Consider the following 23,393-nt stretch of genomic DNA (forward strand, 5'->3'; position numbering starts at 1 on the left):
CTTCAGCCCTTGAGGCCGGTATGCGCGAGCCCTTCGACGAATTGCTTCTGCGCGATGATGAAGACGACGAGAACAGGCAACGCTGTGAGTGTTGCCGCGGCGAGCTGGATATTCCACATCGGCCCGCCATAGGCGTCGGTATATTGGGTGAGAGCCTGGGGCAAAGTGAACTTCTCCGCGCTCGACAGGAACACGATCGGTTCGAGATAGAGATTCCAGGAATGCAGGAAGGTGAAGATCGCAACGGAGGCCAGTGCCGGCCTGGCAAGTGGCAGCGCGATCTTGCGGAAGATCTTGAAACGTCCGAGGCCATCGACGCGCGCTGCCTCTTCCAACTCGACCGGCAACGTCACGAAAAACTGCCGCATGACGAAGGTGGCGAAAACACTCGGCGCACCGAAGATCGGCACGAGGATCAGCGGCCAATGAGTGTTGACCATGCCCGCCTTCAAAAACATCTGGAAGAGCGGCACGATCGTGACTTCCGACGGGATCAAAAGGCCGAGCAGCACGACCATGAAGATCGTGTTGGCGAAGGGAAACCTGATGCGTGCGAAAGCGTAGCCGGCCATCGACGAAACGATCATCGTGCCGATCGTCACCAGGGCGGCGATATAGGCCGAATTCCAGTATTGCTTGACGAAAGGCTGCAGCTCGAAGACCTTGCCATAGGTCGTCCAGTCATAGCTCTGCGGGAAAAGTTGCGGTGGAAAGGCGAAGATATCGCTGATCGGCTTCACCGAAGACGTCACCATCCACCAGGTCGGGAAGACGAAGGGGATGAGCAGCACGCACATCAGCCCGTAGAGAATAACCCTCATCCGCGGCGAGATCTCAGCTTTCATAGAATACGATCCTCTTGCGCAATTGCCACTGGGCGAATGTCAGAATGGCCACGATCAGGAAGAGCAGGATCGAAAGCGTCGAACCGTAGCCGAAGAAGTGAAACTGGAAGGCTTGCTGGTAGAGGTAATAGACGAGCACCGTCGTCGAGAGACCTGGACCACCCTGCGTCAGCACAGCGATCTGCGCGAAGACCTGCAGAGATCCGACGATGGTGATAATCGAAGTCAGAAGGATAGTCGGGCTGATCAGCGGCAGGGTAATGCGGCGAAACTGCTTGAAGCGCGGGGCGCCATCGATGCGGGCCGCCTCATAGAGCTCGTTCGGCACGCCCTGAAGGGCTGCAAGAAACAGGATCATATTGAGGCCGACATTCTTGAACACCTGCACGACGATGACCGAGATCATCGCGGAGGTTTCGCCCCGCAGCCAATTCGGACCCTCGATGCCAAACAGCAGCAGCATGCCGTTGATGCCGCCGTTCTTCTGCAACAGAAACCCCCAGACGATCGTCCAGGCCACCAGCGACACGACAACAGGCGAAAAGAACAACGTCCGGAAGATCGTGATGCCCGCGAGCTTCTGGTTCAACAGCACCGCCAGCAGCAAGGCCAACGACAGGTTGAGAACCACAAGCCCGGCGGAGAAGATGGCGGTCGAACCGAGCACCTGCAGCAGGTTCGGATCCTCAATCAGCATCTGGTAGTTCTGCGTACCCGTATAGGTGAAGGTATTGGCAAGCACGTTCCATTCGTGCAGCGAATACCAGAAGACCAGACCGAGCGGGATCAGCACGAAGACGATGATGCCGATCAACTGCGGGGCAATGAACAGAAAGCCGGCAAGGCTGTCGCGCCGCGCAACCGTCCAGAACGGCGACGAGGAGCGGCCTTCCGGTATTGCGTTATCCTGCGTGACAGCCATCTCTTATCTCCTCAGCGCTTGAGCAGCGGGCCGATCTGGCCGCAGATCGTCTGGAGCGTGCCGGCGACATCCGCATCCGGACGCCAGACGGCATCGAGGCCGGAGCGAACTGTCTGCTGGATCTGGGCAAAGCCGGTATGGCCGGGAATGACCTTGCCGGTCGCGATGCCCGCGATGACGACCTTGTCGATCTGTTCCTGGCTGAGCAGCGGATTGGTCTTCTTCAGCACCTCGGCGTTGAGTAGCGACTTGCGGGCCGAGGGGAAGAACTGGCTGAGCTTGGCCGAGTTTTCCGCGTTCGTCATATAGGCGATGAATTCAGCGGCTGTCTTGGCGTTCTTGCCCGACTGCATGACGCCGATGCCGGCCTGGCCGATCAGCGCGTAATCTCCTGCCGGTCCCTTCGGCAGCGGCACGAGATCCCAGGAGAAGGGCTTATCCTTCGGCAGCAGCGAGGCGCGGCTGATCTGAGTGATGGTCATCGCCGCATTGCCGGCGAAGAAATCGACATTTTCACCGGGACCGGGGATCGCCTTCTTCTTGAAGATCGCGTCATGGACGAAGGTGAGCGCATCGACCATCGGCTTCTCGGTCATTGTGCAGGTCTTGCCATCGGCGCTCCAGGGGGCCGCACCAAAGCCGTTCCAGATCGAAGCAAGGTTCTGCCAGATCTGGTAGTTGAAATCGCGCACGATCAGGCCACCCTTGCCGTTCTCGCCAACGGCCGAAGCGGTCGCAATGGCATTGTCCCAGGTCCATTCGCCAGCCGCGATCAACTCGGCAGGTGTCTTTGCCCCTGCCGCCTTGATCAGGTCGTTGTTGACGAACACCGCAAAGGGTGAAGTGGAGAAAGGATAGGCATAGAGCGTGCCGTCCTTTTGCCAGCGCTCCGTGGCAGTCGCGCTCACCTCGTCGAGATTGTAGCCTGGCGTCGCCTTCAGCGTATCGGTGAGCGGATAGAGCGCGCCGGAATTGACGAAGTCATAGGCAGCTGTCTCGAAGATCCAGGCCATATCAGGCGCATTGCCGCCGGCAATCTGGGTGGTCAGCGCCGTCGTATAGGTGTCGAACGGCAGCGACTCGAAGGTCACGGTGACGTTGGGGTGGTCCTTCTTGAAGCCGGCAGCGATCTCATTGAACAGCTTCAGATGCGCTTCTGCCGCACTCCAGATGGTCATGCGCAGCTTGATCGCGTCCTCAGCCTTGGCGATGCCGCTCCAGGCGAGCGGCACGGCAACGGCAAGCGCCGCAATTGCCGTTTTCAGTGTCCTGTTCTTGTTCATTCCCGTTCCTCCTCCAAAGATGGGTTGCTGAGATGGCTGCTTAGTAGGCCCCGATGACCGGCCAGCGGATTTCGATGCCCTCCCGGACGAGTTCCTGCTGGAAGTCGTGGAGATGCGCGTCGTTTTCCTGGACCTGGTGAGGCTTCAGCCCCTTGTCGAGGCAGTGGGCCGCAAGCATGCCGGCCGCTTCGCCGATATTCCATTCGACCGGGTGCAGGCGGTAGCAGCCATTGGTGATATGGGTGGTGCCGATATTCTTGCCCGCGGCAATGAGGTTCGTCATGCGCTGCGGCAGCAGCGCGCCGAGCGGAATCTCGAAGGGGCAGGACGGCACGTCGATATAGTTGTCGCCACCGGTCGAGGGATGAAGGTCGATGCGGTACATGCCGATGCCGATGCTGTCGCGATAGCTCATCGCGCCCTTGTCGCCGCGCACCGCATAGGAGAGATCCTGCTCGGTAATGCGGGTGACTGGCTTGATGCGGCGGCCTTCACGGATATAGGGCGCCATGGCGAGGCCGTGCTCGGTGCCGGTGATGTCGCCGCGAAGCCTCAAGCCCCGGTAACCCTGGCCGCCATCGATGCGTGGCGCCTCGGTCTGCAGCCAGTAAAAGACCGAATAGGAAAGATCGGCGGCCGCCTTCAGATGTCGGGCCTTGTCCTCCTCGGACACGTCGATAATCGTTCCGTCCATGTAGTCGATCATCGGCCAGTTTACGAAGCAAATGTCCGACTGGTAGAAGCCGGGCTCAAAATTGCGCCGTGCCGCAATGCGGCGGAAGAGCCAGAGATTCTCGTCACCGCCACCCTTGCGCTGATCGGCATCGACGAGCAGCGGGTTGTCGTCGACATTGGGCGTGAAGCTGCGCGTGGTGGATTCCAGCGTGCGCGGGTGGGGCGCGGTGAAGCCGAGCAGTGGGCCGCCCCAGAAATGCGGCTGGTATTTGCGCCAGTAGTCGTAATTGTCAGGCTTGTCGATCGTCTGATCGCCATCGACGCAATCGACCGCAAAGCAGATCGAGACTGCCTGGACATTGTCGGGCTGCGCTTCGGACGGTGCGCTCGGTTCGCCGGTATCGGACTGTGCCTCGAAGCCTTTGACATACTCCGTGCCGGTCATCGGCAGAAGGTCGCCGAGCTCGGTAGCGTCAAGGATATAGTCGGCCGAGATGACGACCTCACGGTTCGTGTCGCGATGGCGGACGGTGACGGAGCGCACGGTGTCGCCTTCGACATCAGCAGCGACGGGACGATAGGGCTGCAACACCCTCAGACGGCCGGCGCCTCGATACGGCATCAGCATCGCTTCCATGACCGCCAGGCTGACGCGCGGCTCGGCGCAGATGCGGCTCACCCAGCCGCCGCCGGGATTGAGATCGCCCCAGGTGCGGGCGCCCTCGGTCAGCGGATAGTTGTCGCGATAATATTGCCGCACGCCGTTGCGCAGCCTGCGATAGGAGCGCGTGATGCCGAACTGTTCGACCCAGCTATGTTCGTCGGATGGCACACCCTGGCTGGTCGACTGGCCGCCGATCCATTCGAATTCCTCGGTCATGATGACGCTCTTGCCGGCCCGGCAGGCGCCAAGCGCTGCCGCGACGCCGCCGAGGCCGCCGCCCACCACCAGAATATCCGCTCGCATCTCTTTTGCCGCCATGTCTGTCACGTTCTCAGGTCCGTTTCTTTGCTGGTCCGAGGGTTTGACCCTCGACCGGTTCGCAGGTCAGAAGAATTTGTTCGACGGGCGCGGCATCCTCGATGCGGCGCACGAGCATTGCGGTCGCCTGCCGCCCCATCTCCTCGCGAGGAATGTTGAAGGAGGTGAACTGCACATGGCTGCGCTCGGCCCGTACGTGGCTTCCGAGCACCACGGCCGAAAAGTCGTTCGGAATGGACAGGCCGCGCTCGCGCGCCGCCGCTTCAACACGCACCGCGTCGGCCAGTTCGACGAAGAAGACCGCGCTCGCGCCGCTTCTGACAATCGCATCGAGCGTATCGACGGCGCTCCGGCCGACCTCGTCCACATGCAAAACCAGTTCGGCACTTCCGGTGATCGCGCCTGAAAATCCGCGCCAGCGGTCAACGATGGATTCAGCCGATCCGCTTGGGCCGATGAAGGCCAGCCGATCATGACCGAGTGCGCGCGCCTTTTCGACCAGCGCCCGCGTGCCATTCGCGTAATCACCGCCGACGTAGGGAACGGGTCCGCCGGCGTCCTCACGTCGGCCGATCGCCACGAAGGGATAATCGCCGGTAACCAGCCGCTTGAGCTCTGCCCGATCGAATTCGCGACCAAGGACGAGGCAGCCATCGGCGATCCGCAGCCGGTTGCCGTCGGCAAAAATCTTCCGCTCCCGGCCGACGCCGGCGCCGGTCAGAAGCAAGAGGTCATAATTCTGCGCCTGCGCTTCCTCCTCGATGCCGAGCAGGAACGGCGCAAAGAAATCCGCCTGCTCGCTCGGAAAAGCCGGCTCGTAGGTGAAGACGCCGAGAATGCGGTTGAGACCCTTGGCCATCCGCCGGGCGATCGGATCGGCCACATACCCCGTCGTGCGGATGACCTGCTGGACGCGCTCGCGGGTTTCCTGGGGAATACGCGCCAAGGCCGTCGGTGCACCATTCAGCACAAGCGAGACGGTCGCCTGACTGACGCCGGCCAGTTTGGCAATATCGTGCTGAGTCAAGCGCTTAGTGCCTGCCACGTCGCATCCTCCGGATCTCCTCTTGACTGCTAATGCGTATTAGCAGCTAATACGTATAAACGGGATTTTCCGAGTTGCTGTCAAGCGCGAAAACGTGTGACGATCGATGACATTTGCAGAGCATCTGAAATCGCTGGGGATTTCCGGAATCCGCGTCTTCGGCGACAGCATCACCGCCGGGTTCAACGCTAGCCAGCCGCATCTGGCCTGGCCGGCGCTCTTCCCAGCTGAGCTCGACGCCTTACCGCTTTACAATCACGCAATCCCTGGGACGGTGCTGCAGGCCTCACCGCTTGCCGATGGCAAAGCGCGAGCAGACAACGGCGTCAGCCGATTTGCCGGGGCGCTGCTCGATGCCCCGCATCGCGACGCGATCCTCATCCTCTACGGCTATAACGACGCCCGCTATACGGCCGCGCCCGACAGCATGAACGCGAAGAGCTTCCGTCGTGATTATGCGAATATGCTGGAGAAACTGATCGAGGCAGGCCATGCGGAAAGGCTTGCGATCGGCAGCCCGCCCCATATTCCCGATCGAGGTTTTTCGGTAGGAAGCACTGGCTTCACCGGACAGACACGTCAGGGCTTTGAAGTCTATGTCCAAACCGTGCGAGAACTGGCGCAAAATTTTCGCATCTTCTACGCGCCTGTCTATGAACGAATGAAAGCATATGGCGATGGCGCACTGGCCTCGCCTGATTTCACACACCCCAACGATGCCGGTCATCGCGTCATCTGCGAGGCATTTAGAGATGCCGTTGTTCATGAGAAACCGGTCTAGGCCTCTCAATAGATCGGGGCGACTTTGGGTCGGGCGCGACACCGCGGAGACCGGCGAGAAGATTTCGTCCGCAGGGGAGATTCTAACGGCGAAAAGGACTTGATAGACCCGGCCCTACCGCGACCGCAGCCATCGCCTGAAGCTGAGGTTGATCGTGATGACGACGCTGATGCGCTCGCAGCGGCCGGCGGATAGCCGGCCGCTTGCGTGACGCTCTCAACGCGCGCTGTATTTTGCGTCGAGCTCATCGATCGCGGAGACATTGCCGGCCGAACGACCGTTCTGGTCGAATGTCTGAGCGAGAAATGCGTCGGCGATCGACTTTGCGAGCTCAGGTCCAATGACGCGCGCGCCCATCGTGATGATCTGCGCGTTGTTGGAAAGAGCAGCACGCTCGGCCGAATAGGTGTCGTGCGTCAGAGCAGCACGGATGCCAGGCACTTTATTGGCCGAGATGCAGACGCCGATGCCGGTGCCACAAACCAGGATAGCCTTGTCATAGGTGCCATCGATCACGCCCGAGGCAACGCGATCCGAAAGGTTGGCATAGAACGGGTCGAGCCCGTCGTTGATGCGTGACACTTCATGAACGTCGAACCGATCCTTGAGGTGTTCGGCGAGCACCTTGGCGAGGCCTTCGCCGGCGCTGTCTCCAGCAATTGCAAGCTTCATCATCTTTCTCCTTGGAGTTTGGCGGCGCATTTCGAAAGGATGTCGAGATAGCCCTCGACGTTCCAAGCGGAACGGCCGATGAAGAGCCCGTCGATATGCGGGCTCGAAATCAGTTCCTCGCAGTTCTGTGGATTGACCGACCCGCCGTAGAGGCAGGGGATTTTCCGCCCGAGCGCTGCTTCGGCGACGGCGATGATCTCGGCCTGGCGTGCATCGGCATAATCCGCCGTTGCCGGAATGCCTTTTTCGCCGATCGCCCATACAGGCTCATAGGCAAGGAGGATTTCCGCCGATTTCTGCTCGTCGGAAAGCTTCGAAAGCGCCCCATGCACCTGGACCGCAAGGATTTCCGCGGCTTTTCCGCTCTCCCGGTCGGCAAGGGTTTCGCCGATGCAGATAAGCGGGATCAGGCCATAGCGAACCGCCGCCTCCGTCTTCAGCCCGACCGTCTCATCCGTCTCCCCGAAGAACTCGCGCCGCTCGGAATGCCCAAGCTCGACGATATCGAGATCGCAATCCTTCAGCATCAAGGGGGAGATTTCACCCGTCCAGGCGCCCTGATCCGCCCAATGCATGTTCTGCGCACCGACCTTGACGGAGGTCTTTGCAAGCATGCGCTTGACCTCCCGCACGGCTGTAAACGGCGGGATCACGAAGCGCTGGATGACAGGGTCGCGCGCAGCGTCAGCCGCCGCGAGGCCGCGGGCGAAATGCTCGGCCTCCGCGAGCGTCTTGTTCATCTTCCAGCTGGTGCCAATCCAGAAGCGCGGTTTCTCCGTCATGCCTGATCCTGTGCTGGAGCGATGGTGAGCTTGATGCCCGCCCGATCGAATTCGTTGAGAACAGCGGCCGTCGGTGCGCTATCGGTGATAATAGTGTCGAAATCAGCAAGGTCCGCCATGACATGCAACGCCGTGTGGCCGATGCGCTGGTGGTTGACCAGGAGGCAGCTTCTGGCCGAAGACGAGATCATCGCTCGCTTGGCGCGAACGACATTGTCGTCCATGTGATAGGCGAGCCTGCCGCTGACCGCCGGCGTCGAAATGAAAGCGATATCCGCCCTCAGGCGTGACAGCGCTTCTTCTGTCACGACGCCGAGATAGGCGTTGAATTTCGCGGAATAGATGCCTCCGAGCGCAATCAGGGCTATGCCGTTTTCACCCTTCAACCGCTCCATGATCGCTGCGTTGTTGGTAATCACCGTCAACGGCCGCTTACGCAGCAGCATCTCGCCGAGTACCGCGGCCATCGAGCCGTCATTGACCATGACCGTCATGCCAGGTTCGACCAGGGCCAGCGCTTCCTGCGCCATCGCAACCTTGGCTTCGCCGCCCTGACGTTCACGAATGCGAAAATCGCTCTCGAATTGCGTTCCGGCATCGATCGTCGCGCCACCGCGCACCTTACGCAGCACACCTGCCTGTTCGAGGTCGTCGAGATCGCGGTGAATGGTCATCTTGGAGACGGAAAACCGTTCGGCAAGGTCGTCCACTTCGACGGTCTTGCCCTCAACGAGCAGATTGACGATCAGCTGCTGGCGCTCTTCCCGTTTCATACGTCTCAATCCCAGTTCAATAACAATGTAACATCTAAAATGTTAATTTCAACACTAAACAGTGTGATTATGCGCTGAGACATGTGGCAGAAATCATCAATCCAGGAGCGCACGCGCGGTCCGTTCATCAGTAATGAGCCCGTGAAGACGGCGGCTGCGCAGGATGGCCCGTATCGCGGCCACCTTGGCCTGCCCGCCCGCCAGGGCCACGAGGCGCTCCTTTGTCGTCGTCGGAAAGGAGGCCGAAAGCGTGCGACCGGTCAGAGCCGTATCGAGGATCTGGCCATCCGCATTGAAAAAGTGGCCGAGGATTTCGCCGACGCCACCGGCGGCGGCGATGTCCTCGATCTCACCCGGCTCGACCAGGCCGGAGAGCACCAGCTGGGCCTCGGCGTCCACTGTCCCCAAGCCGACGAGCTTCAGGTCGGCGTCATTGGCGAGATCGAACACTTCCTTGACGCCGCGTTGCGCCCTGAGCACCTCCCGATCCTCGGCAGTGTTGGCGAAGAAGGGAACGGGCATGACATAGGCATGTGTGCCCGTCTTTTCCGCGATACGGTGCATGACGTCATAGGGATTGGCGCCGTAGTTTCGCGTGAGGCCGCCAAGCAGGGAAACGAAGCGCATATGCTTGGCATTCGTCCGCGGCATATATTGAACGGCAGCCGAGAGCGTACGGCCGTGGCCAAGGCCAATAACCGAGTGGTTACCGTGTTCGATCTCGCGCTTCAGATAGCCAGCTCCCGCATGACCGAGCGCGCGCAGCGGCAGGCCCTCTTCGCCAAGATCGGGCGCGACCTCGCAATATTGCAATCCGAAGCGCTCCGCGAGCCGCGTCTCCAGTTCGACGCATTCAACGATATCGCCGTCGATCGTGACCTTGACGACGCCATCGGCAACAGCCCGCGCAATCAGTCGATGCGCCTTGACCGAGGGAATGCCAAGGCGCCGGGCAACGTCCGACTGCGTCAGTCCGCCGGCGTAATGAAGCCAGGCGGCCCGCACGGCAAGCGTATCATCGGCATCCGTCATCGCCGCATCCTTCCCATTCTTCGACGGCTATGCCGCCTGATAACGACCAGCCTTTGTAAATCGCCGGATCATATCTTCAAGTCTGCGGCGCCGGTGTCGATATACGGTGCCCAGAAGGCGACGCTTTCGGCAATCTGCGCGATAACCTCGCGATCGTTCGGCTCACGTTCCTTGAAGGAAAGTTCGAGGCAGATCTCATTCTCATCGGCGCCGCCTGCCGCGAAAGCTTCCAACAGCGGAGCGGGTTGAATTCGGCCCTTGGCATTGAATTCCGCTGTGAACGGCCGGTGGCCGCCCTTGTCCATCAGGCTCTGCTTGATATGGATGATCGGCGACTGCTTCGGTACGGCCCGCGCCCAGGCATAGGGGTCGTAGTCGTCGGGATTGGCGGACGTGACGTCGCCATGGTCGATATCCGCCATCATCCACATCGGCACCGCCATATCGGCGGCAGTCAGTCGTGCCTGCAACGCAAGGCAGGATTCGATCGTGTCGCCGAATTCGCGGCCGATGCTCATTGGCTCCCAGAAGACATAGGAAAGACCAGCGGCCCTGGCATGCTCTGCGACTTCGCACCAGCAGTCGATAGCGATCTTGATCAATTCCTCGCGCCGGCTTGCATCGTCGAAGTCCTTGTAGGTGAAGATCGCAAATTGCGTGCCGACGGAATGCCCGCCGAGATCAGCGGTAATGTCGGCGAAGGTCTTGAACCAATCCACGTAATAGCGGCGGACCTCGGCATCCGGGTGCCCGAAATGGTTCAGCCGTCCATAAGGTCCAGTCATGCCCGAGGTAACGCGAACGCCGGTGCGCTCCAACGCTGCTTTCATCTGGCGGGTCAGACGGCGGATGACCGGGGCCTGCCAGCTCGGATTGATGAATTCATGCGTCAGCTGGAGGTCGCGGATGCGCAGGTCCCGAGCCACCGTCTCGATCAGGTCGTCCGGGTCGGCAAAACGGTTCACCAGCGGATTGGTGTTCAGCGAAAGCGAAAGCGGCATCAAGGCCTCCTCAGGCGGCGGCAAGATGGGATGAAGCAAACCAGTCGGCAAAGGCTGCCCGCTCTGCCTCGCTCAGATGCAGGTAGTGCTTGGTGCGGCGATAGAGGATGTCCTCGGCCGTCTCCGCCCATTCGGTGGCGGCGAGATAACGGGCTTCAGCCTCGTAAAGCTGCCCGCCGAAATAGCGCCCGAGGCCTTGCAGGTCCGTTGCCGCGGCCACCAGGTTCTTCGTGCGCGTGCCATAGAGACGGCCATAGTGATGGACGAGTTTTCGCGGCATCCACGGATAGGTGTCACGCAGGCTGTTGGCGAAGGTCTCGTAGTCGGCATTGGGCATCTCCCCACCCGGCAGCGGCGCCTTTTCCGTCCAAGCGCCGCCCATGTTCGGGAAAACGTGTTTGAGGCGCTGCATGCCACGTTCGGCAAGCTCTCTGAATGTCGTAATCTTGCCGCCGAAGACATTGAGAAGCGGCGCTCCCCCGGTCTCGTCAAGATCGAACACGTAGTCGCGAGTCACCGCCGAAGGATTGCCCTTGCCGTCGTCAAACAGCGGGCGCACGCCGGCGAAGCTGTGCAGCACATCCTGACGGCGCAGCTTCTCCTTGAAATATCGGTTCACCGCCTTCAGCAGATAGTCGATTTCCGCCTCGTCGGCCGCCACATCCTCAGCCCGGCCTTCATAGGCGATGTCCGTCGTGCCGATCAGCGCCTTGTCGCCCTCATAAGGGTTGATGAAGATGACGCGTTTGTCGTGGTTTTGAACCAGATAAGCATTGGAGCCAGCCCAGAATTTCGGCACGATGATGTGGCTGCCCTTGACCAGACGCACATTGCGGCTGGAATTGGAGCCGGCGACGCGGTTGATGATGTCGGTGACCCACGGGCCGGCGCAATTGACGAGACATTTGGCACGGAAGGTCCGCGTCTCGCCGCTCGTGCTGCTTTTTGTCGTGATCGTCCATTGGCCGTTTTCCCGGCGCGCCGACACCGCCGGCGAGCGGGTAAGCACCAGGGCACCCTTCTCAGCCGCGCTCACCGCATTCAAGGTGACGAGGCGGGCATCATCCACCCAGCAATCCGAATATTCGAAACCGCGGGTATATTGATCGAGTATGGGCGTACCTTCGGGATCACGCAGCAGATTGAGCGTGCGGGTGCCAGGCAACTTCTTGCGACCTCCGAGATGATCGTAAAGGAAGAGGCCGAGCCGGACGAGCCAGGCGGGGCGATCCTCGGGACTGTGCGGCAGCACGAAACGCATCGGCCAGATGATATGCGGGGCCGCGTTGAGCAGCACCTCGCGTTCGATCAGCGCCTCCCGCACTAGGCGGAATTCGTAATATTCCAGATAGCGAAGGCCGCCATGCACGAGCTTGCCCGAGCGGGAGGAGGTGCCCTGAGCCAGGTCGTCCTTTTCGCATAAGGCGACTTTCAAGCCGCGCCCGGCGGCGTCGCGCGCAATTCCCGCGCCGTTGATACCGCCGCCGATGACGAAAAGATCCAGGATTTGGGGTTCGGTCATGTCATGCTCCCTCGGATGCCTTTTGCATCAGCGATTCATTTTGCGGGCGACATCGCCGCGGTTCGGGCCAGTGTTTCCCAGGCGGCGGGCATGGCCTTTCGGATATCGGCATAAGCGGAATAAAGCAGATCGAAGCGGGCGGCTTCCTCGCCGATCGGCTCCTCGGCTTCGCCGAGCAGCGGCGTGACCCAGTCGGCGATGCAGTCGTCCATTGTCTTGTAGGCGCCGATCGCCACAGCAGCCATCATGGCGGCGCCAGCCGCTCCGGTCTCTTCACGGCGGGACAGGCGGATCGGCGCCTTGAGTGACGCGGTCAGGGAGCGTCGCAGCGCGCTAGAACGCACGGCGCCGCCGGTGACGCGCAACTCTTCCGGCATATCGCCCATGGCGGCGTAACAATCGCGCGTCGCCAGCGCCAGACCTTCGACAACCGCGCGAATGAGGTCTGGAAACCCGTGGCGAACCGAAAGACCAGAAAAGCCTGCCCGGGCCTGCGCATTGACGAAGGGACCACGCTCTCCCGCCTCGGAAATATAGGGATGATAGACGACCGATCCGGGCTGGCTTTCGAAAAACCAGCGGTCGATCCTGGCGACGAGCTCGGCGTGGGTGACAGGCTTTCCGGCCTCCGCCATCAGATAAGCGGCCATCTCCAGCAGCCAGTCGATATTGATCGTCGCACCCATATTGGTCTGCACCTGGGTAACGGTGCCCTGGATCGGCAGGGCGATGACGTATCCAGTGCCCTCGCGGTTGAGATGAACGTCACCCACCGGCTTTGCGCGCAGATGCACGCCAGTCGAACCGATCGTCGAACAGGCTGCGTTGCGCCCACCGCTGCGAACACCGGCGCCGAGCGCCGTCATCACCATGTCGACATAACCGAGGCTGACCGGCGTGCCGGCCAGCAGGCCGCAGGCCCGCGCCGCTTCCGCCGTCAGCGGATGGCTGATTTCTGTTCCATCGACAATATCGGGCAGAAGCGCGCGGCGATGCGTCAACCCGAGCGCGTCGATGGCAACAGGCGAATATCGCCGCGTCCTGAAATCACCGAAGGTGAAGCTTGCCTCCGAAGGGTCGGTCGCCCGCACACCGGTAAAATTGAGGTAGAGCCAGTCCTTGCAGTGCAGCGCCGTTTCCGCCCGGTCCAGAAGCTCCGGCGCCACCCGATCCATATGAGCGAGCTGCGCGCCCTGCTGGCAGGTATTCAGTCCCGTGCCCGTCTGCTCGAAACGCGCCCTGTCTGTTTGCTGGCCGGCAAGTGACACCACGGTCGGCGCGGCACGCGCGTCGAGCCAGAGCCAGGCATCGGCGACAGGCAGATTGCCGGAACCCACCAACCATGTTCCGTCCCCCTGCCCCGTCACCGCGATCGCCGCGGTGCGCGATGCAAGATCCTCGACCTTCTCGCCAAGGCCGCAAAGCGCACCGACACAATCCTCCCAGGTCTGAGCGAGCGATTGCGTGGCCGAACCATCGCTGCCGCTTGAATATTTGTTGCGAACGGATGCGGCCGCGATCTGACGGCCGGAAAGGTCGAAGGCAACCGCCTTGATGACCGATGTTCCCGCATCGATACCGATGATGACCTGTTGGCTGACATCCATCGCGGATTATCCAGCAATCACGTCGAGCGTCACGAGGGGCAAAACGCGCATCGATTTCATGTCTCATATCCTCCCGGTCGGCACCGCCAGCAAAGGGCGCAAGCGACCACACTTCGAATTCACGGGCAAGTCAGCTGGCGCGCAGATCGCGCTCCGAGATCTTGAGACCCGATCCATTTCAAAACCTCCCATAAGCCTGATCAAAAAGATAACACAAAGATATCATTCTTCCAGTAAGATTTTTCTCGCAATGAAATTTTTTTCAGATAAAATATAAACCAATCAACACGACCAGCGCTGGTGACAGCCTCAGCGATTTGCGGCGACGGCTGCGTGCAATGAGAACTCGCTCCACGTTATTTATCCTTTAAAATCAATTATATATCTCAATTTAGTTTGGCGAATGGTCACCTTTTTGGCCGGAGCGCACGCTTAAGTTCAGGTGCCTTCTCGTCGCGTCAAGCACACTTTCAATGTTATGTTGTCAGCGCCAATCCACAAAACGCCTGTTGACAGACGGACAATTTGATAACATGATTTTTGGCATAAACACCATTTACCTATCACGCAGGCATCGCTGCTGAGAGGAATTGCGGCCCAGGCGGTTGGAGGAGACAAGCGCCGGTCCGACATGGAGGAGGTTCGGATGCGCATTTTTCCCGCTCATCATCACGCCGCTTGGCTCGGCAGGTTTCCGCACCTCGATGCGGTTTTCGAAACGTCCCGTCTTCGATGAAGCAGCCGCAAGGCTTTCGCCAGTTTCATCCTCTTCCGACATAAATCCGACCAGCCGCAAAGGTCGTCAGCAATGAATACTCAGCCCGCTCATGCAGCATCCGCGCCAGGCAAAGGCAACCTGAAGATCATCGTCAGTGCCATTGCGGCAATCGTGGTCATCGGCGCAATCGCGCTCGACACCAAGGTCGTCAAGATTGGCTCGGAGAGCGATGTGCGGCAGCAGGCCTTTTCTCCGGAAACCTTCGGCGCCGAGCAGTTTCCGAAGATCCAGGCGGACGTCGAAAAGAGGGCCGTGGCTGCGTCTGAGCTGGCGAGGGCGATCGTGGCGGACAAGAAGGCTGCCGGCGAGAAATACGGCGTTGCCACGAGCACCGGTCCGGTCATCCCAGTGACCTTGAACGGCACCTTCGGCGCGCGCAAATCCAATACCAACGAAATGAAGATCGACGGCTTACCTCCCGAGACGGTGGTCCGTGTCCAGACCGGTCCTGCGGTCAATGGCACGGACCTCCGCGATGCCACAGGGACGATCGAATTCGGTCAGTTCACCAATCAGATTCAGTATCAGGATGCCGGCTCGGCCATCAATAACGAGATGAAGAAAGCCGTATTCGCCGGCCTTGATCCGGACCAACTCGATGGCAAAACGGCAACTGTCGTCGGCGTCTTCAAACTCATCAACCCGAAAAACTGGCTCGTAACTCCGGTCAAGGTCGACGTCAAATGAGCGAGCCGATCTCCGCATCCGAAGTCCTTGGCGAGGTCGTCCTGGCTGCCCGCAATATTGCCAAATCCTATGGCAGCGTGCATGCCCTCAAGGGCGTCAATTTCGATATTCATCGCGGTCAGATCACCACGTTGTTCGGTGAGAATGGGGCGGGCAAATCAACGCTGATGAAGATCCTTTCGGGCGTCGTCCAGCCGACGTCGGGCGAAATCATTCTCGACGGCGCACCGATCAGCTTCAGCTCATCGACCCATGCCCGCGAATGCGGCATCTCGATCATTCACCAGGAGCTCAGCCTCGCGCCCAATCTCAGCGTGCGCGACAACATCTTCATGGGCCGCGAGATCATCAAGGGAGGCGTGGTCGATTTCGCGGAAGAAGAGCGCCAGACGCGCATTTTGATGGAAGAACTGGAAGAGGAGATCGATCCGCTGACCAAGGTGGAGGATCTGCGTCTCGGCCAGCAACAGATTGTCGAAATTGCCCGAGCGCTATCCGTCAATTCGCGTATCCTGATCATGGATGAGCCGACCTCGGCGCTCAGCGCAGCTGAAGTCGAAGTGCTTTTCAAAGTCATCCACGATCTGACCAATCGCGGCGTGTCGATCGTCTACATCTCACATCACCTTGAGGAAGCGCTGCAGATCACCAATCACGCCGTCGTCTTGCGTGATGGCACCATGACAGCCTATGCGCAACGCAAGGACATCGATCTCGAATGGATCGTCCGCAACATGGTGGGCGACAATTTCGATCTCGGCAATCCGCCCGAAGGCTATGAATTCGGCAAGGCTGCACTGTCGATCGACAATCTGACGGTTCCAGGCCCCTCCGGGTCGGCCTTCAATTCCGTCGACCGTCTCTCGCTTGACGTGCGCGCCGGGGAGGTCGTCTGCATCTACGGCCTGATGGGCGCCGGACGCACCGAGCTTCTGGAATGCGTGGCCGGACGGTTGCGTGCAAGCAGCGGCGCCATTCGGCTTGAGGGCCAGGATGTCGGGCATTTGAGCATCGCCGGACGCATCGCAAGCGGCCTCGTGCTGGTGCCCGAGGATCGCCAGCGCGACGGCCTCGTCCAGACGATGACGGTCGGTTCCAACCTGTCGCTTGCCAGCATCGGCGCCTTTACCAAGGGACTGTTCACATCCGGCCGTCGCGAGCGCGAGCTTGTCGATGCCTCCATTCGCAAAGTCCGCGTCAAGACCGATGGAGGAGAGGCCGCCATCGGCTCGCTGTCTGGCGGCAACCAGCAGAAGGTGGTTATCGGCAAGATGCTGGCGACAGACCCGAAGGTCATTCTTCTCGACGAGCCGAGCCGCGGCATCGACATCGGCGCTAAGGCGGAAGTCTTCAAGCTGCTGGCCGAACGTGCCCGGCAGGGTCTCGCTGTCGTCTACTCGACTTCCGAGGTCAACGAATGCCTGAGCATCGCGCACCGCATCATCGTCATGCATCGCGGCCGGATCTCGGCTGAATTCGGTGCTGACGTCACCAAGGAAAAGATCATGGCCGCCTCAGGCGAAGCTATGGTCGCGCACTAGCCCGGAATTATGGAGCACTGATTATGTCAGTCACGAACATCACCGAAAAGAAGTCAGTGTCGCATGGGCAAAAGCGCAACACCAACCTCGTGCGCCTTATCCTGGAAGGCCGCGCCTTCTTCGCGCTCATCGTCATCATCGCGGTCTTCTCGTTCCTGTCACCCTATTACTTCAGCCTCAGTAACTTCCTGACCATGGCCTCGCATGTTGCGATCTTCGGCATCCTGGCGATCGGCATGCTGCTGGTGATCCTGAATGGTGGCATCGATCTTTCGGTCGGCTCGACGCTCGGGCTTGCCGGCTGCATGGCAGGCTTCCTCATGCAGGGCGTAACGCTGACTTCGTTCGGCGTCATCCTTTATCCGCCGGTCTGGGCCGTGGTGGTCATTACCTGCGCGCTCGGCGCTGTCGTCGGCGCGGTCAACGGCGTGCTGGTCGCCTACTTGAAGGTTCCGGCCTTCGTCGCCTCGCTTGGCGTGCTCTACGTCGCCCGTGGTATCGCGCTGCTGATGACCAATGGTCTCACCTACAACAATCTCGGCGGCCGCCCGGAGCTTGGCAATACCGGCTTCGACTGGCTCGGCTTCAATCGCCTCGCAGGCATTCCGATCGGCGTCATCGTGCTCGCCGTCCTCGCGATCATCTGCGGCATCGTCCTCAGCCGCACGGCCTTTGGTCGCTGGCTTTATGCCTCCGGCGGCAATGAGCGTGCGGCCGATCTCTCGGGCGTGCCGGTCAAGCGCGTCAAGATCATCGTCTATGTGCTCTCGGGCGTCTGCGCGGCAATTGCCGGCCTGGTCCTGTCGTCGCAACTGACCTCAGCCGGTCCGACTGCCGGCACGACCTACGAATTGACGGCGATCGCGGCAGTCGTCATCGGCGGTGCGGCGCTGACGGGCGGGCGCGGCACGGTACGCGGCACGATGCTCGGCGCCTTTGTGATCGGCTTCCTGTCGGACGGCCTCGTCATCATCGGCGTCTCGGCCTACTGGCAGACAGTCTTCACCGGCGCGGTCATCGTCCTCGCTGTCCTCATGAACAGCATCCAATACGGGCGCCGGGCAAAATCGTCCTGACGTCCGCAACAGAACTTATCCGCGAAGGCAACTGAAGGCCGATCGCGGAAAGCACCGCCGGTTTCCGGCAGCACCTGAACTCACAAATGGGAGAGAGACTATGTTTAAGAAAGGCATGCGCATTCTTCTGGCAGCCGCGGCTGTCGCCCCGATCCTCGTCAGCTCCGCCTGGGCGGCAGGCCAGATGACGATCATCGTCAATGATCCGTCCAACCCCTACTGGCTGACGGAGGGCAACGTCGCCAAGGCGACAGCCGAAAAGCTCGGCTACACCGCCTCGGTCAGTGCGCACAAGGGCGACACCAACACCGAAAGCAACATGATCGATACCGCCATCACCAACAAGTCGGTCGCCATCATTCTTGACCCGGCAAATGCCGATGGTTCCATCGGCGCGGTCAAGAAGGCAGTTGCCGCAGGTATCCCGGTCATCCTCGTCAATGCCGAGATCAACCAGGAAGGCCTCGCCAAGGCGCAGCTCGTTTCGAACAACGCCCAGGGTGCCGCAATCGGTGCGCAGCAGTGGGTCGAAGCGGTCGGTGACAAGGGCAAGTATGCCGAGCTCCTCGGTGCCCCGTCGGACAACAATGCCGCCACGCGCTCGAACGGCTATGAGACCGTTCTGACCCAGTACCCCGATCTCCAGAAGGTCGCCAAGGAAGTTGCCAACTGGGACCGCACCCAGGGTCACAACAAGATGCAGTCCATGCTGCAGGCCAATCCCGACATTATCGGCGTAATCTCCGGCAATGACGAAATGGCGCTCGGCGCCATCGCGGCACTGAAGGAAGCCGGCAAGCTCGCCAACATCAAGGTCGGCGGCTTCGACGGTTCGCCGGATGCGGTCGCCGCGATCAAGGCGGGCGAACTGCAATATACCGTCCTGCAGCCCGTCGCCGTCTTCTCCGAGGAAGCCGTCAAGCAGGCTGATAACGTCATCAAGACGGGCAGCACCGGCGCCAAGAGCGAAAAGCAGCTGTTCGATTGCCTCCTGATCACCAAGGACAATATCGACAAGTACACCGGCCCGTTCGTTCTGTCACAGTAATGAGAAAGAGGGCGCTCGACCGGGCGCCCTCCTTGACCTTTTCGACCGTATCAAGCCGCTTTCGCCTTCTTTGCCTTGGCATGGCAATCACTATACGAAGCTGGGATATAGAATTCAGCGACAAGGGTGACCCGTGACACAGAAGACCAATCAGGGCGATGAGCTGTTGGATCAGCTGACCAGCGACAGCCGTCAGACACGCCAGGTCGCGCGCCGGCGTATGATCGCGGAGGCCGTCATGAGCGAAGGTTCGATGCGGATCGAGGATCTGACCGATCGTTTTGGCATCAGCCTGATGACGGCGCATCGCGATGTGGATGAGCTCGTGAGCCGCGGGATCTTCCGGAAGACACGCGGCATCGTCACTGCCGCTGCCACCAACCTTATCGAATCCAGCGATGTCTACCGCTCGAGCCGACAGTCGGCGGAAAAGAAAGTGATCGCGGAGGCTGCCATGCAGTTCGTCGAACCGGGACAGGCCATCTTTTTTGACGATTCCACGACTGTCCTGCAGATGGCATCGCATCTCACCTCGAAGGTGCCGATCACCGCCATCACCAATTCGCTGACGCTGATGAATGCGTTGACCGGCATGCACGACGTCACCCTGCTCGCGCTCGGCGGCCAGTATTACAACTGGTGCAATGCCTTCATGGGACGAATGACGATCAACGAGATCAGGGGCTTGCGGGCGGATATCGCATTTGTTTCCATGTCGGCCATTAACGACGGCATCGTGCTGCATCAATCGCCCGAGACCGTCGATACCAAGCGCGCCATGTTCGACTGTTCGGTCAAACGCATCCTGCTTGCCGACCACACCAAATTCGAACGGCGCGCGCTTCACAGCTTCGCGGCGCTCGATGAATTCGACGTCGTCATCGTCGACGACAAGACCCTCCCCGTTCACATCGACCGGATGCGCTCCAGGGATATCAATGTCGTCATTGCCAGGACCGGCAACGGGCGCATGTGACCGGACCGCCCGGCCGCGATAGAAAGGTGAATGTGCATGCCGAGTCTTCTCGGGATTGATAGCGGCCTGACCGTCACGAAGGCCGTCATTTTCGATATCGACGGCACGCCGATCGCCGTCGCCCGGCGGCGCGTTAGCCAGCTCATCCCGAGGCCGCGTTTCGTGGAACGGGACATGCGCGAATTGTGGACCGCGACGGCTGAGGCCATCCGCGAGGCGGTCATCCTCAGCGGCCGGCCGGCAAGCGATATCCAGGCCGTGGCGGCAACGGCGCATGGCGATGGCATTTATGTGCTGGATCAGGCGCAGGAGCCGCTTGGCAATGGCATCGTGTCACTGGACAGCCGGGCGGGTGATATTGTCGATCAATGGACTGATAACAAGGTCGCCGACGAGGCGATCGCGCTCACAGGTCAGGTGCCGCATGTCTCCGCCCCGTCGGCGCTGCTGGCCTGGATTCGGGATCATGAGCCGGAACGGTTTAAGCGTATCGGCCACATCATGAGCTGCAAGGACTGGCTGCGATTTTGCCTGACCGGCACCGTCGGCACCGATCGCACCGAAGCAAGCACCTCCTTCACCGATGTCAGGACACAAGACTATAGCGAGGACGCACTGCGCCTGTTCGGCTTGCAGGCGCTTGCCAGAGCACTGCCGCCGGCCTCGCGCTCGGACGAGATCGTTGGACGAATAACTGCCGATGCAGCGCGGTTGACCGGCCTCCTCGAGGGCACGCCCGTGGCTGCCGGATTGCATGACGTGACCGCTTCGGCGCTCGGCGCGGGTGGTTATGCCGACGGCATCGTCGCCGTCATTGCCGGAACCTATTCGATCAATGAGACGCTGTCTTTCGAACCGCGCGTCGATCGACGCTGGTTCTGCCGCAATGGAATTGCGCCAGGCGTCTGGAACAGCATGTCGATTTCGCCTGCATCGAGCGCGAACTACGAATGGTTCATCGAAAAACTATGTGGCCGAGAGTGGACGGACTGCGAAACCAAGGGCATGTCCATTCACGCTTTGCTGGCTTCGGAGATCGAGGCGGCTTTTGACCGGCCGTCATCGGTGCTTTTCCACCCCTATCTCTTCGGCTCTCCTTACGGCGCATCGGCAAGCGCAAGCTTCTTCGGGCTCGGCGGCTGGCATGACCGCGGCGACATGCTAAGGGCCGTCATGGAAGGCATCGCGTTCAACCATCGCATCCATGTCGATGCCCTGCGTGACGGCTTTGCCGTCAAGGAAGCGCGCCTTGCCGGTGGCGTGTCACGCAATCCCGCAGTTGCGCAGCTGTTTGCCGATGTGCTTGCAATGCCGGTGACGGTAACCGGCACCGATGAGGCAGCGGCTTGGGGGGCTGCCATTTGCGCTGGCGCAGGCGCCGGTCTTTACCCGGACCCACAAAGCGCTCCAACAAAGGACAAGCAGGGCAAGACCTGCAAGCCGGACGCTGCTCGCAGCGCCGATTACGAAAAGCGCTACCGCCTCTTCCTCGAAATTGCAGGAACAATGACGCCGCTTTGGCCGAAGATCGCCGGCCTTGCGCAGGACAGCGCGGCAGAGGCCGCAGTTTAGGACAACAGCACCATGATCCCCGACACGCTTGGGCGCAGCCCGGATATCCGCGAGCACGATGTCGACGTCGTGATCCTTGGAGCAGGCATCAATGGCGCCGGACTGTTTCGCGACCTCGCGGCTCAGGGCGTCAGCTGCATGATCGTCGACAAATCGGACTTTGGTTCCGGGACGAGTGCTGCGCCGTCCCGCCTCATTCACGGTGGATTGAAATATCTGGAAACCGGAGAATTCGGCCTGGTTGCCCAATCCACTCTGGAGCGTAATCTGCTCTTGAAAAACGCGCCGCATTGCGTCGAAGCGCTGCCGACATTCATTCCGATCTTTTCGTGGACACGCGGCATCTGGGCGGCACTGCAGACATTGTTCGGCTCAAAGACTGCGCCCCGCAGCCGCGGCGCCGTTCTCATCAAGATCGGTCTTTCCCTTTACGACTTCTTCGGTTCACGCGACCGCGTGATGCCGCGCCACCGGCTGATCCTGAAAAAGAGGGCCAGGCGAGAAATGCCGCATGTGACTCAGGCGATTGTCGCCGGGGGTATCTACTACGACGCAAAAATCAGCCGGCCGGAACGCCTCGTCTATGAACTCGTCAAGGATGGGCTGGAGGCGAACCCGCATTGCACCGCAGCAAATTTCGTCACACTGACCGCCTGCGCGGAAGGCCGTCTGAACTTCCGACGGGAGGATGGCGGCGAATTCTCGGTGCGTCCGAGGCTCGTCGTGAACGCGGCAGGCCCGTGGATCGATCATGTCAACGAAGCGCTCGGCGCGCCCTCGCACCTGATCGGCGGCACGAAGGGTTCGCATATCCTCATCGATCATCCCGAACTGGTGCGCAGCCTCAACGGCCACATGATCTATTTCGAAGCCGATGACGGCCGCATCTGCCTGGTCTACGGCTATCTCGGGCTTGCGCTCGTCGGCTCGACGGATATCCCGAGTCGTGATCCCGACACAGTACGCTGCGAGGAACCCGAAATCGATTACTTCCTGCAGAGCCTCAGATCACTGCTGCCGACATTGCGCTTCGATCGCGAGCAGATCGTCTACACCTATAGCGGCATCCGGCCGCTTCCCGCCTCCGATGGAACAGCGCCCGGCCTGATCAGCCGCGACCATTCAGCGCCGGTCATCGAAGCGGATGGCAAGCGGCCTTTTGCCATCATGTCGCTGGTCGGCGGCAAATGGACGACGTTTCGTGGTTTTGCCGAGGAGGTTGCCGATAGTGTTCTTTCCCGGCTGGAGCGTTCGCGCAAGCAGTCAACCCGCTACCTTGCGATCGGCGGCGGAAAGGCATTTCCGGCAGACGCGCAGGCAAGACGGGTCTTCGTTGACAGGATCGCGAAGACTGCAGGCCTTACGGCCGCGCGCTCAGAGCAGCTTCTGAACCGCTACGGAACGACGGCCGAGGCGGTGGCAACGTTCCCCTCCGATCATTCCGACGAACGGCGCCTGTCGGGAGCCGCACATTACAGCTTTCGGGAAATAGACTGGATCGCGCGCAATGAGCTTGTGATCCATCTCGCCGATATCGTTTTGCGGCGTACGACGATCGCGATCGAGGGCCAACTGACCTACGAAGGTTTGGTCGATATTGCAGGCATCGCCGCAAAAGCGCTCGGCTGGGACGCTCCGCGTGTCGAACATGAGATCAACGATGTCGTCTCCCTGCTCAAGGCGTTTCACGGCCAGACGCTGGCAGCCGGCACACCAGACATCGAACCGGAAAAAAGCGCCCGCCCCGTCAGCCGATGAGATCTAAAGCATGTCGCGCAAAACTGTGCAGCGGT

At 60.6% G+C, this 23,393-nt stretch carries 20 protein-coding genes; 8 read left to right on the plus strand and 12 right to left on the minus strand.

What is annotated here, in order from left to right; all coding sequences use genetic code 11:
- Positions 1-2: 2 nt before the first annotated feature.
- Genes AB4Z13_RS25840 through AB4Z13_RS25860 form a run of 5 tightly spaced genes read right to left on the minus strand, consistent with a single transcriptional unit; the run spans position 3 to position 5,752 of the window.
- Entirely contained in the window at positions 3-845 is an 843-nt protein-coding gene (locus AB4Z13_RS25840; RefSeq protein WP_113324584.1) for a carbohydrate ABC transporter permease, read from the minus strand.
- Positions 835-1,767 carry a carbohydrate ABC transporter permease gene (locus tag AB4Z13_RS25845; protein ID WP_113324585.1) on the minus strand — a complete coding sequence of 311 codons (933 nt, stop codon included), beginning with the start codon at positions 1,765-1,767 and terminating at the stop codon, positions 835-837. The genes AB4Z13_RS25840 and AB4Z13_RS25845 overlap by 11 nt, the downstream gene beginning before the upstream one ends.
- Before the next feature lie 11 nt (positions 1,768-1,778).
- A complete protein-coding gene (locus tag AB4Z13_RS25850; RefSeq protein WP_113324586.1) occupies positions 1,779-3,050 on the minus strand; it encodes an ABC transporter substrate-binding protein in 1,272 nt (423 codons plus the stop codon).
- 40 nt (positions 3,051-3,090) lie between these two features.
- The gene (locus AB4Z13_RS25855; protein ID WP_113324613.1) at positions 3,091-4,692 is read right to left on the minus strand and encodes an FAD-dependent oxidoreductase; all 1,602 of its coding nucleotides are present in this window, start codon (positions 4,690-4,692) and stop codon (positions 3,091-3,093) included.
- 28 nt (positions 4,693-4,720) lie between these two features.
- Positions 4,721-5,752: a LacI family DNA-binding transcriptional regulator gene (locus AB4Z13_RS25860; protein ID WP_113324587.1), complete on the minus strand. Its 1,032-nt coding sequence runs from the start codon at positions 5,750-5,752 to the stop codon at positions 4,721-4,723.
- A 106-nt stretch (positions 5,753-5,858) separates the two neighbouring features.
- Here AB4Z13_RS25860 and AB4Z13_RS25865 point away from each other — a divergent pair, with 106 nt between their 5' ends.
- Complete coding sequence (locus AB4Z13_RS25865) at positions 5,859-6,533, plus strand: SGNH/GDSL hydrolase family protein (protein ID WP_113324588.1); 675 nt, start codon at positions 5,859-5,861, stop codon at positions 6,531-6,533.
- A 216-nt stretch (positions 6,534-6,749) separates the two neighbouring features.
- Here AB4Z13_RS25865 and derI read toward each other — a convergent pair whose 3' ends face one another.
- The 7 genes from derI to AB4Z13_RS25900 form a co-directional block, all read right to left on the minus strand.
- Positions 6,750-7,205: a D-erythrulose-4-phosphate isomerase gene (gene derI, locus AB4Z13_RS25870; protein WP_113324589.1), complete on the minus strand. Its 456-nt coding sequence runs from the start codon at positions 7,203-7,205 to the stop codon at positions 6,750-6,752.
- Positions 7,205-7,987, minus strand: a complete 783-nt coding sequence (locus tag AB4Z13_RS25875) for a triose-phosphate isomerase (RefSeq protein ID WP_113324590.1) — start codon at positions 7,985-7,987, stop codon at positions 7,205-7,207. Before AB4Z13_RS25875 ends, derI begins: the two co-directional genes overlap by 1 nt.
- Positions 7,984-8,760: a DeoR/GlpR family DNA-binding transcription regulator gene (locus tag AB4Z13_RS25880; RefSeq protein ID WP_113324591.1), complete on the minus strand. Its 777-nt coding sequence runs from the start codon at positions 8,758-8,760 to the stop codon at positions 7,984-7,986. Before AB4Z13_RS25880 ends, AB4Z13_RS25875 begins: the two co-directional genes overlap by 4 nt.
- Positions 8,761-8,856: 96 nt before the next feature.
- Positions 8,857-9,792, minus strand: a complete 936-nt coding sequence (locus AB4Z13_RS25885) for a sugar-binding transcriptional regulator (RefSeq protein ID WP_442207153.1) — start codon at positions 9,790-9,792, stop codon at positions 8,857-8,859.
- Positions 9,793-9,860: 68 nt separating this feature from the next.
- Positions 9,861-10,793 carry a TIM barrel protein gene (locus AB4Z13_RS25890; RefSeq protein WP_113324593.1) on the minus strand — a complete coding sequence of 311 codons (933 nt, stop codon included), beginning with the start codon at positions 10,791-10,793 and terminating at the stop codon, positions 9,861-9,863.
- A 10-nt stretch (positions 10,794-10,803) separates the two neighbouring features.
- Positions 10,804-12,315, minus strand: coding sequence for a glycerol-3-phosphate dehydrogenase (locus AB4Z13_RS25895; protein WP_113324594.1), 1,512 nt, complete (start codon positions 12,313-12,315; stop codon positions 10,804-10,806).
- A gap of 35 nt (positions 12,316-12,350) precedes the next feature.
- Positions 12,351-13,922, minus strand: coding sequence for an FGGY-family carbohydrate kinase (locus AB4Z13_RS25900; protein ID WP_442207154.1), 1,572 nt, complete (start codon positions 13,920-13,922; stop codon positions 12,351-12,353).
- A gap of 808 nt (positions 13,923-14,730) precedes the next feature.
- Between AB4Z13_RS25900 and AB4Z13_RS25905 the strand changes: the two genes are divergently transcribed.
- The 7 genes from AB4Z13_RS25905 to AB4Z13_RS25935 all read left to right on the plus strand — a co-directional run bounded on the left by AB4Z13_RS25905 (position 14,731) and on the right by AB4Z13_RS25935 (position 23,358).
- Complete coding sequence (locus AB4Z13_RS25905) at positions 14,731-15,387, plus strand: DUF2291 family protein (RefSeq protein ID WP_442207155.1); 657 nt, start codon at positions 14,731-14,733, stop codon at positions 15,385-15,387.
- Entirely contained in the window at positions 15,384-16,928 is a 1,545-nt protein-coding gene (locus tag AB4Z13_RS25910; protein WP_113324598.1) for a sugar ABC transporter ATP-binding protein, read from the plus strand. The genes AB4Z13_RS25905 and AB4Z13_RS25910 overlap by 4 nt, the downstream gene beginning before the upstream one ends.
- 23 nt (positions 16,929-16,951) lie before the next feature.
- The gene (locus AB4Z13_RS25915; RefSeq protein ID WP_113324599.1) at positions 16,952-18,004 is read left to right on the plus strand and encodes an ABC transporter permease; all 1,053 of its coding nucleotides are present in this window, start codon (positions 16,952-16,954) and stop codon (positions 18,002-18,004) included.
- 100 nt (positions 18,005-18,104) lie between these two features.
- Positions 18,105-19,052 carry a D-ribose ABC transporter substrate-binding protein gene (locus AB4Z13_RS25920; protein ID WP_113324600.1) on the plus strand — a complete coding sequence of 316 codons (948 nt, stop codon included), beginning with the start codon at positions 18,105-18,107 and terminating at the stop codon, positions 19,050-19,052.
- Between the two features lie 133 nt (positions 19,053-19,185).
- Positions 19,186-20,028: a DeoR/GlpR family DNA-binding transcription regulator gene (locus tag AB4Z13_RS25925; RefSeq protein ID WP_113324601.1), complete on the plus strand. Its 843-nt coding sequence runs from the start codon at positions 19,186-19,188 to the stop codon at positions 20,026-20,028.
- A 36-nt stretch (positions 20,029-20,064) separates the two neighbouring features.
- Entirely contained in the window at positions 20,065-21,600 is a 1,536-nt protein-coding gene (locus tag AB4Z13_RS25930; RefSeq protein WP_442207156.1) for an FGGY-family carbohydrate kinase, read from the plus strand.
- A gap of 12 nt (positions 21,601-21,612) precedes the next feature.
- Positions 21,613-23,358, plus strand: a complete 1,746-nt coding sequence (locus AB4Z13_RS25935) for a glycerol-3-phosphate dehydrogenase/oxidase (RefSeq protein WP_442207157.1) — start codon at positions 21,613-21,615, stop codon at positions 23,356-23,358.
- Positions 23,359-23,393 lie beyond the last annotated feature (35 nt).

The organism is Rhizobium sp. YAF28, from assembly GCF_052113285.1.
Classification (GTDB): domain Bacteria; phylum Pseudomonadota; class Alphaproteobacteria; order Rhizobiales; family Rhizobiaceae; genus Rhizobium.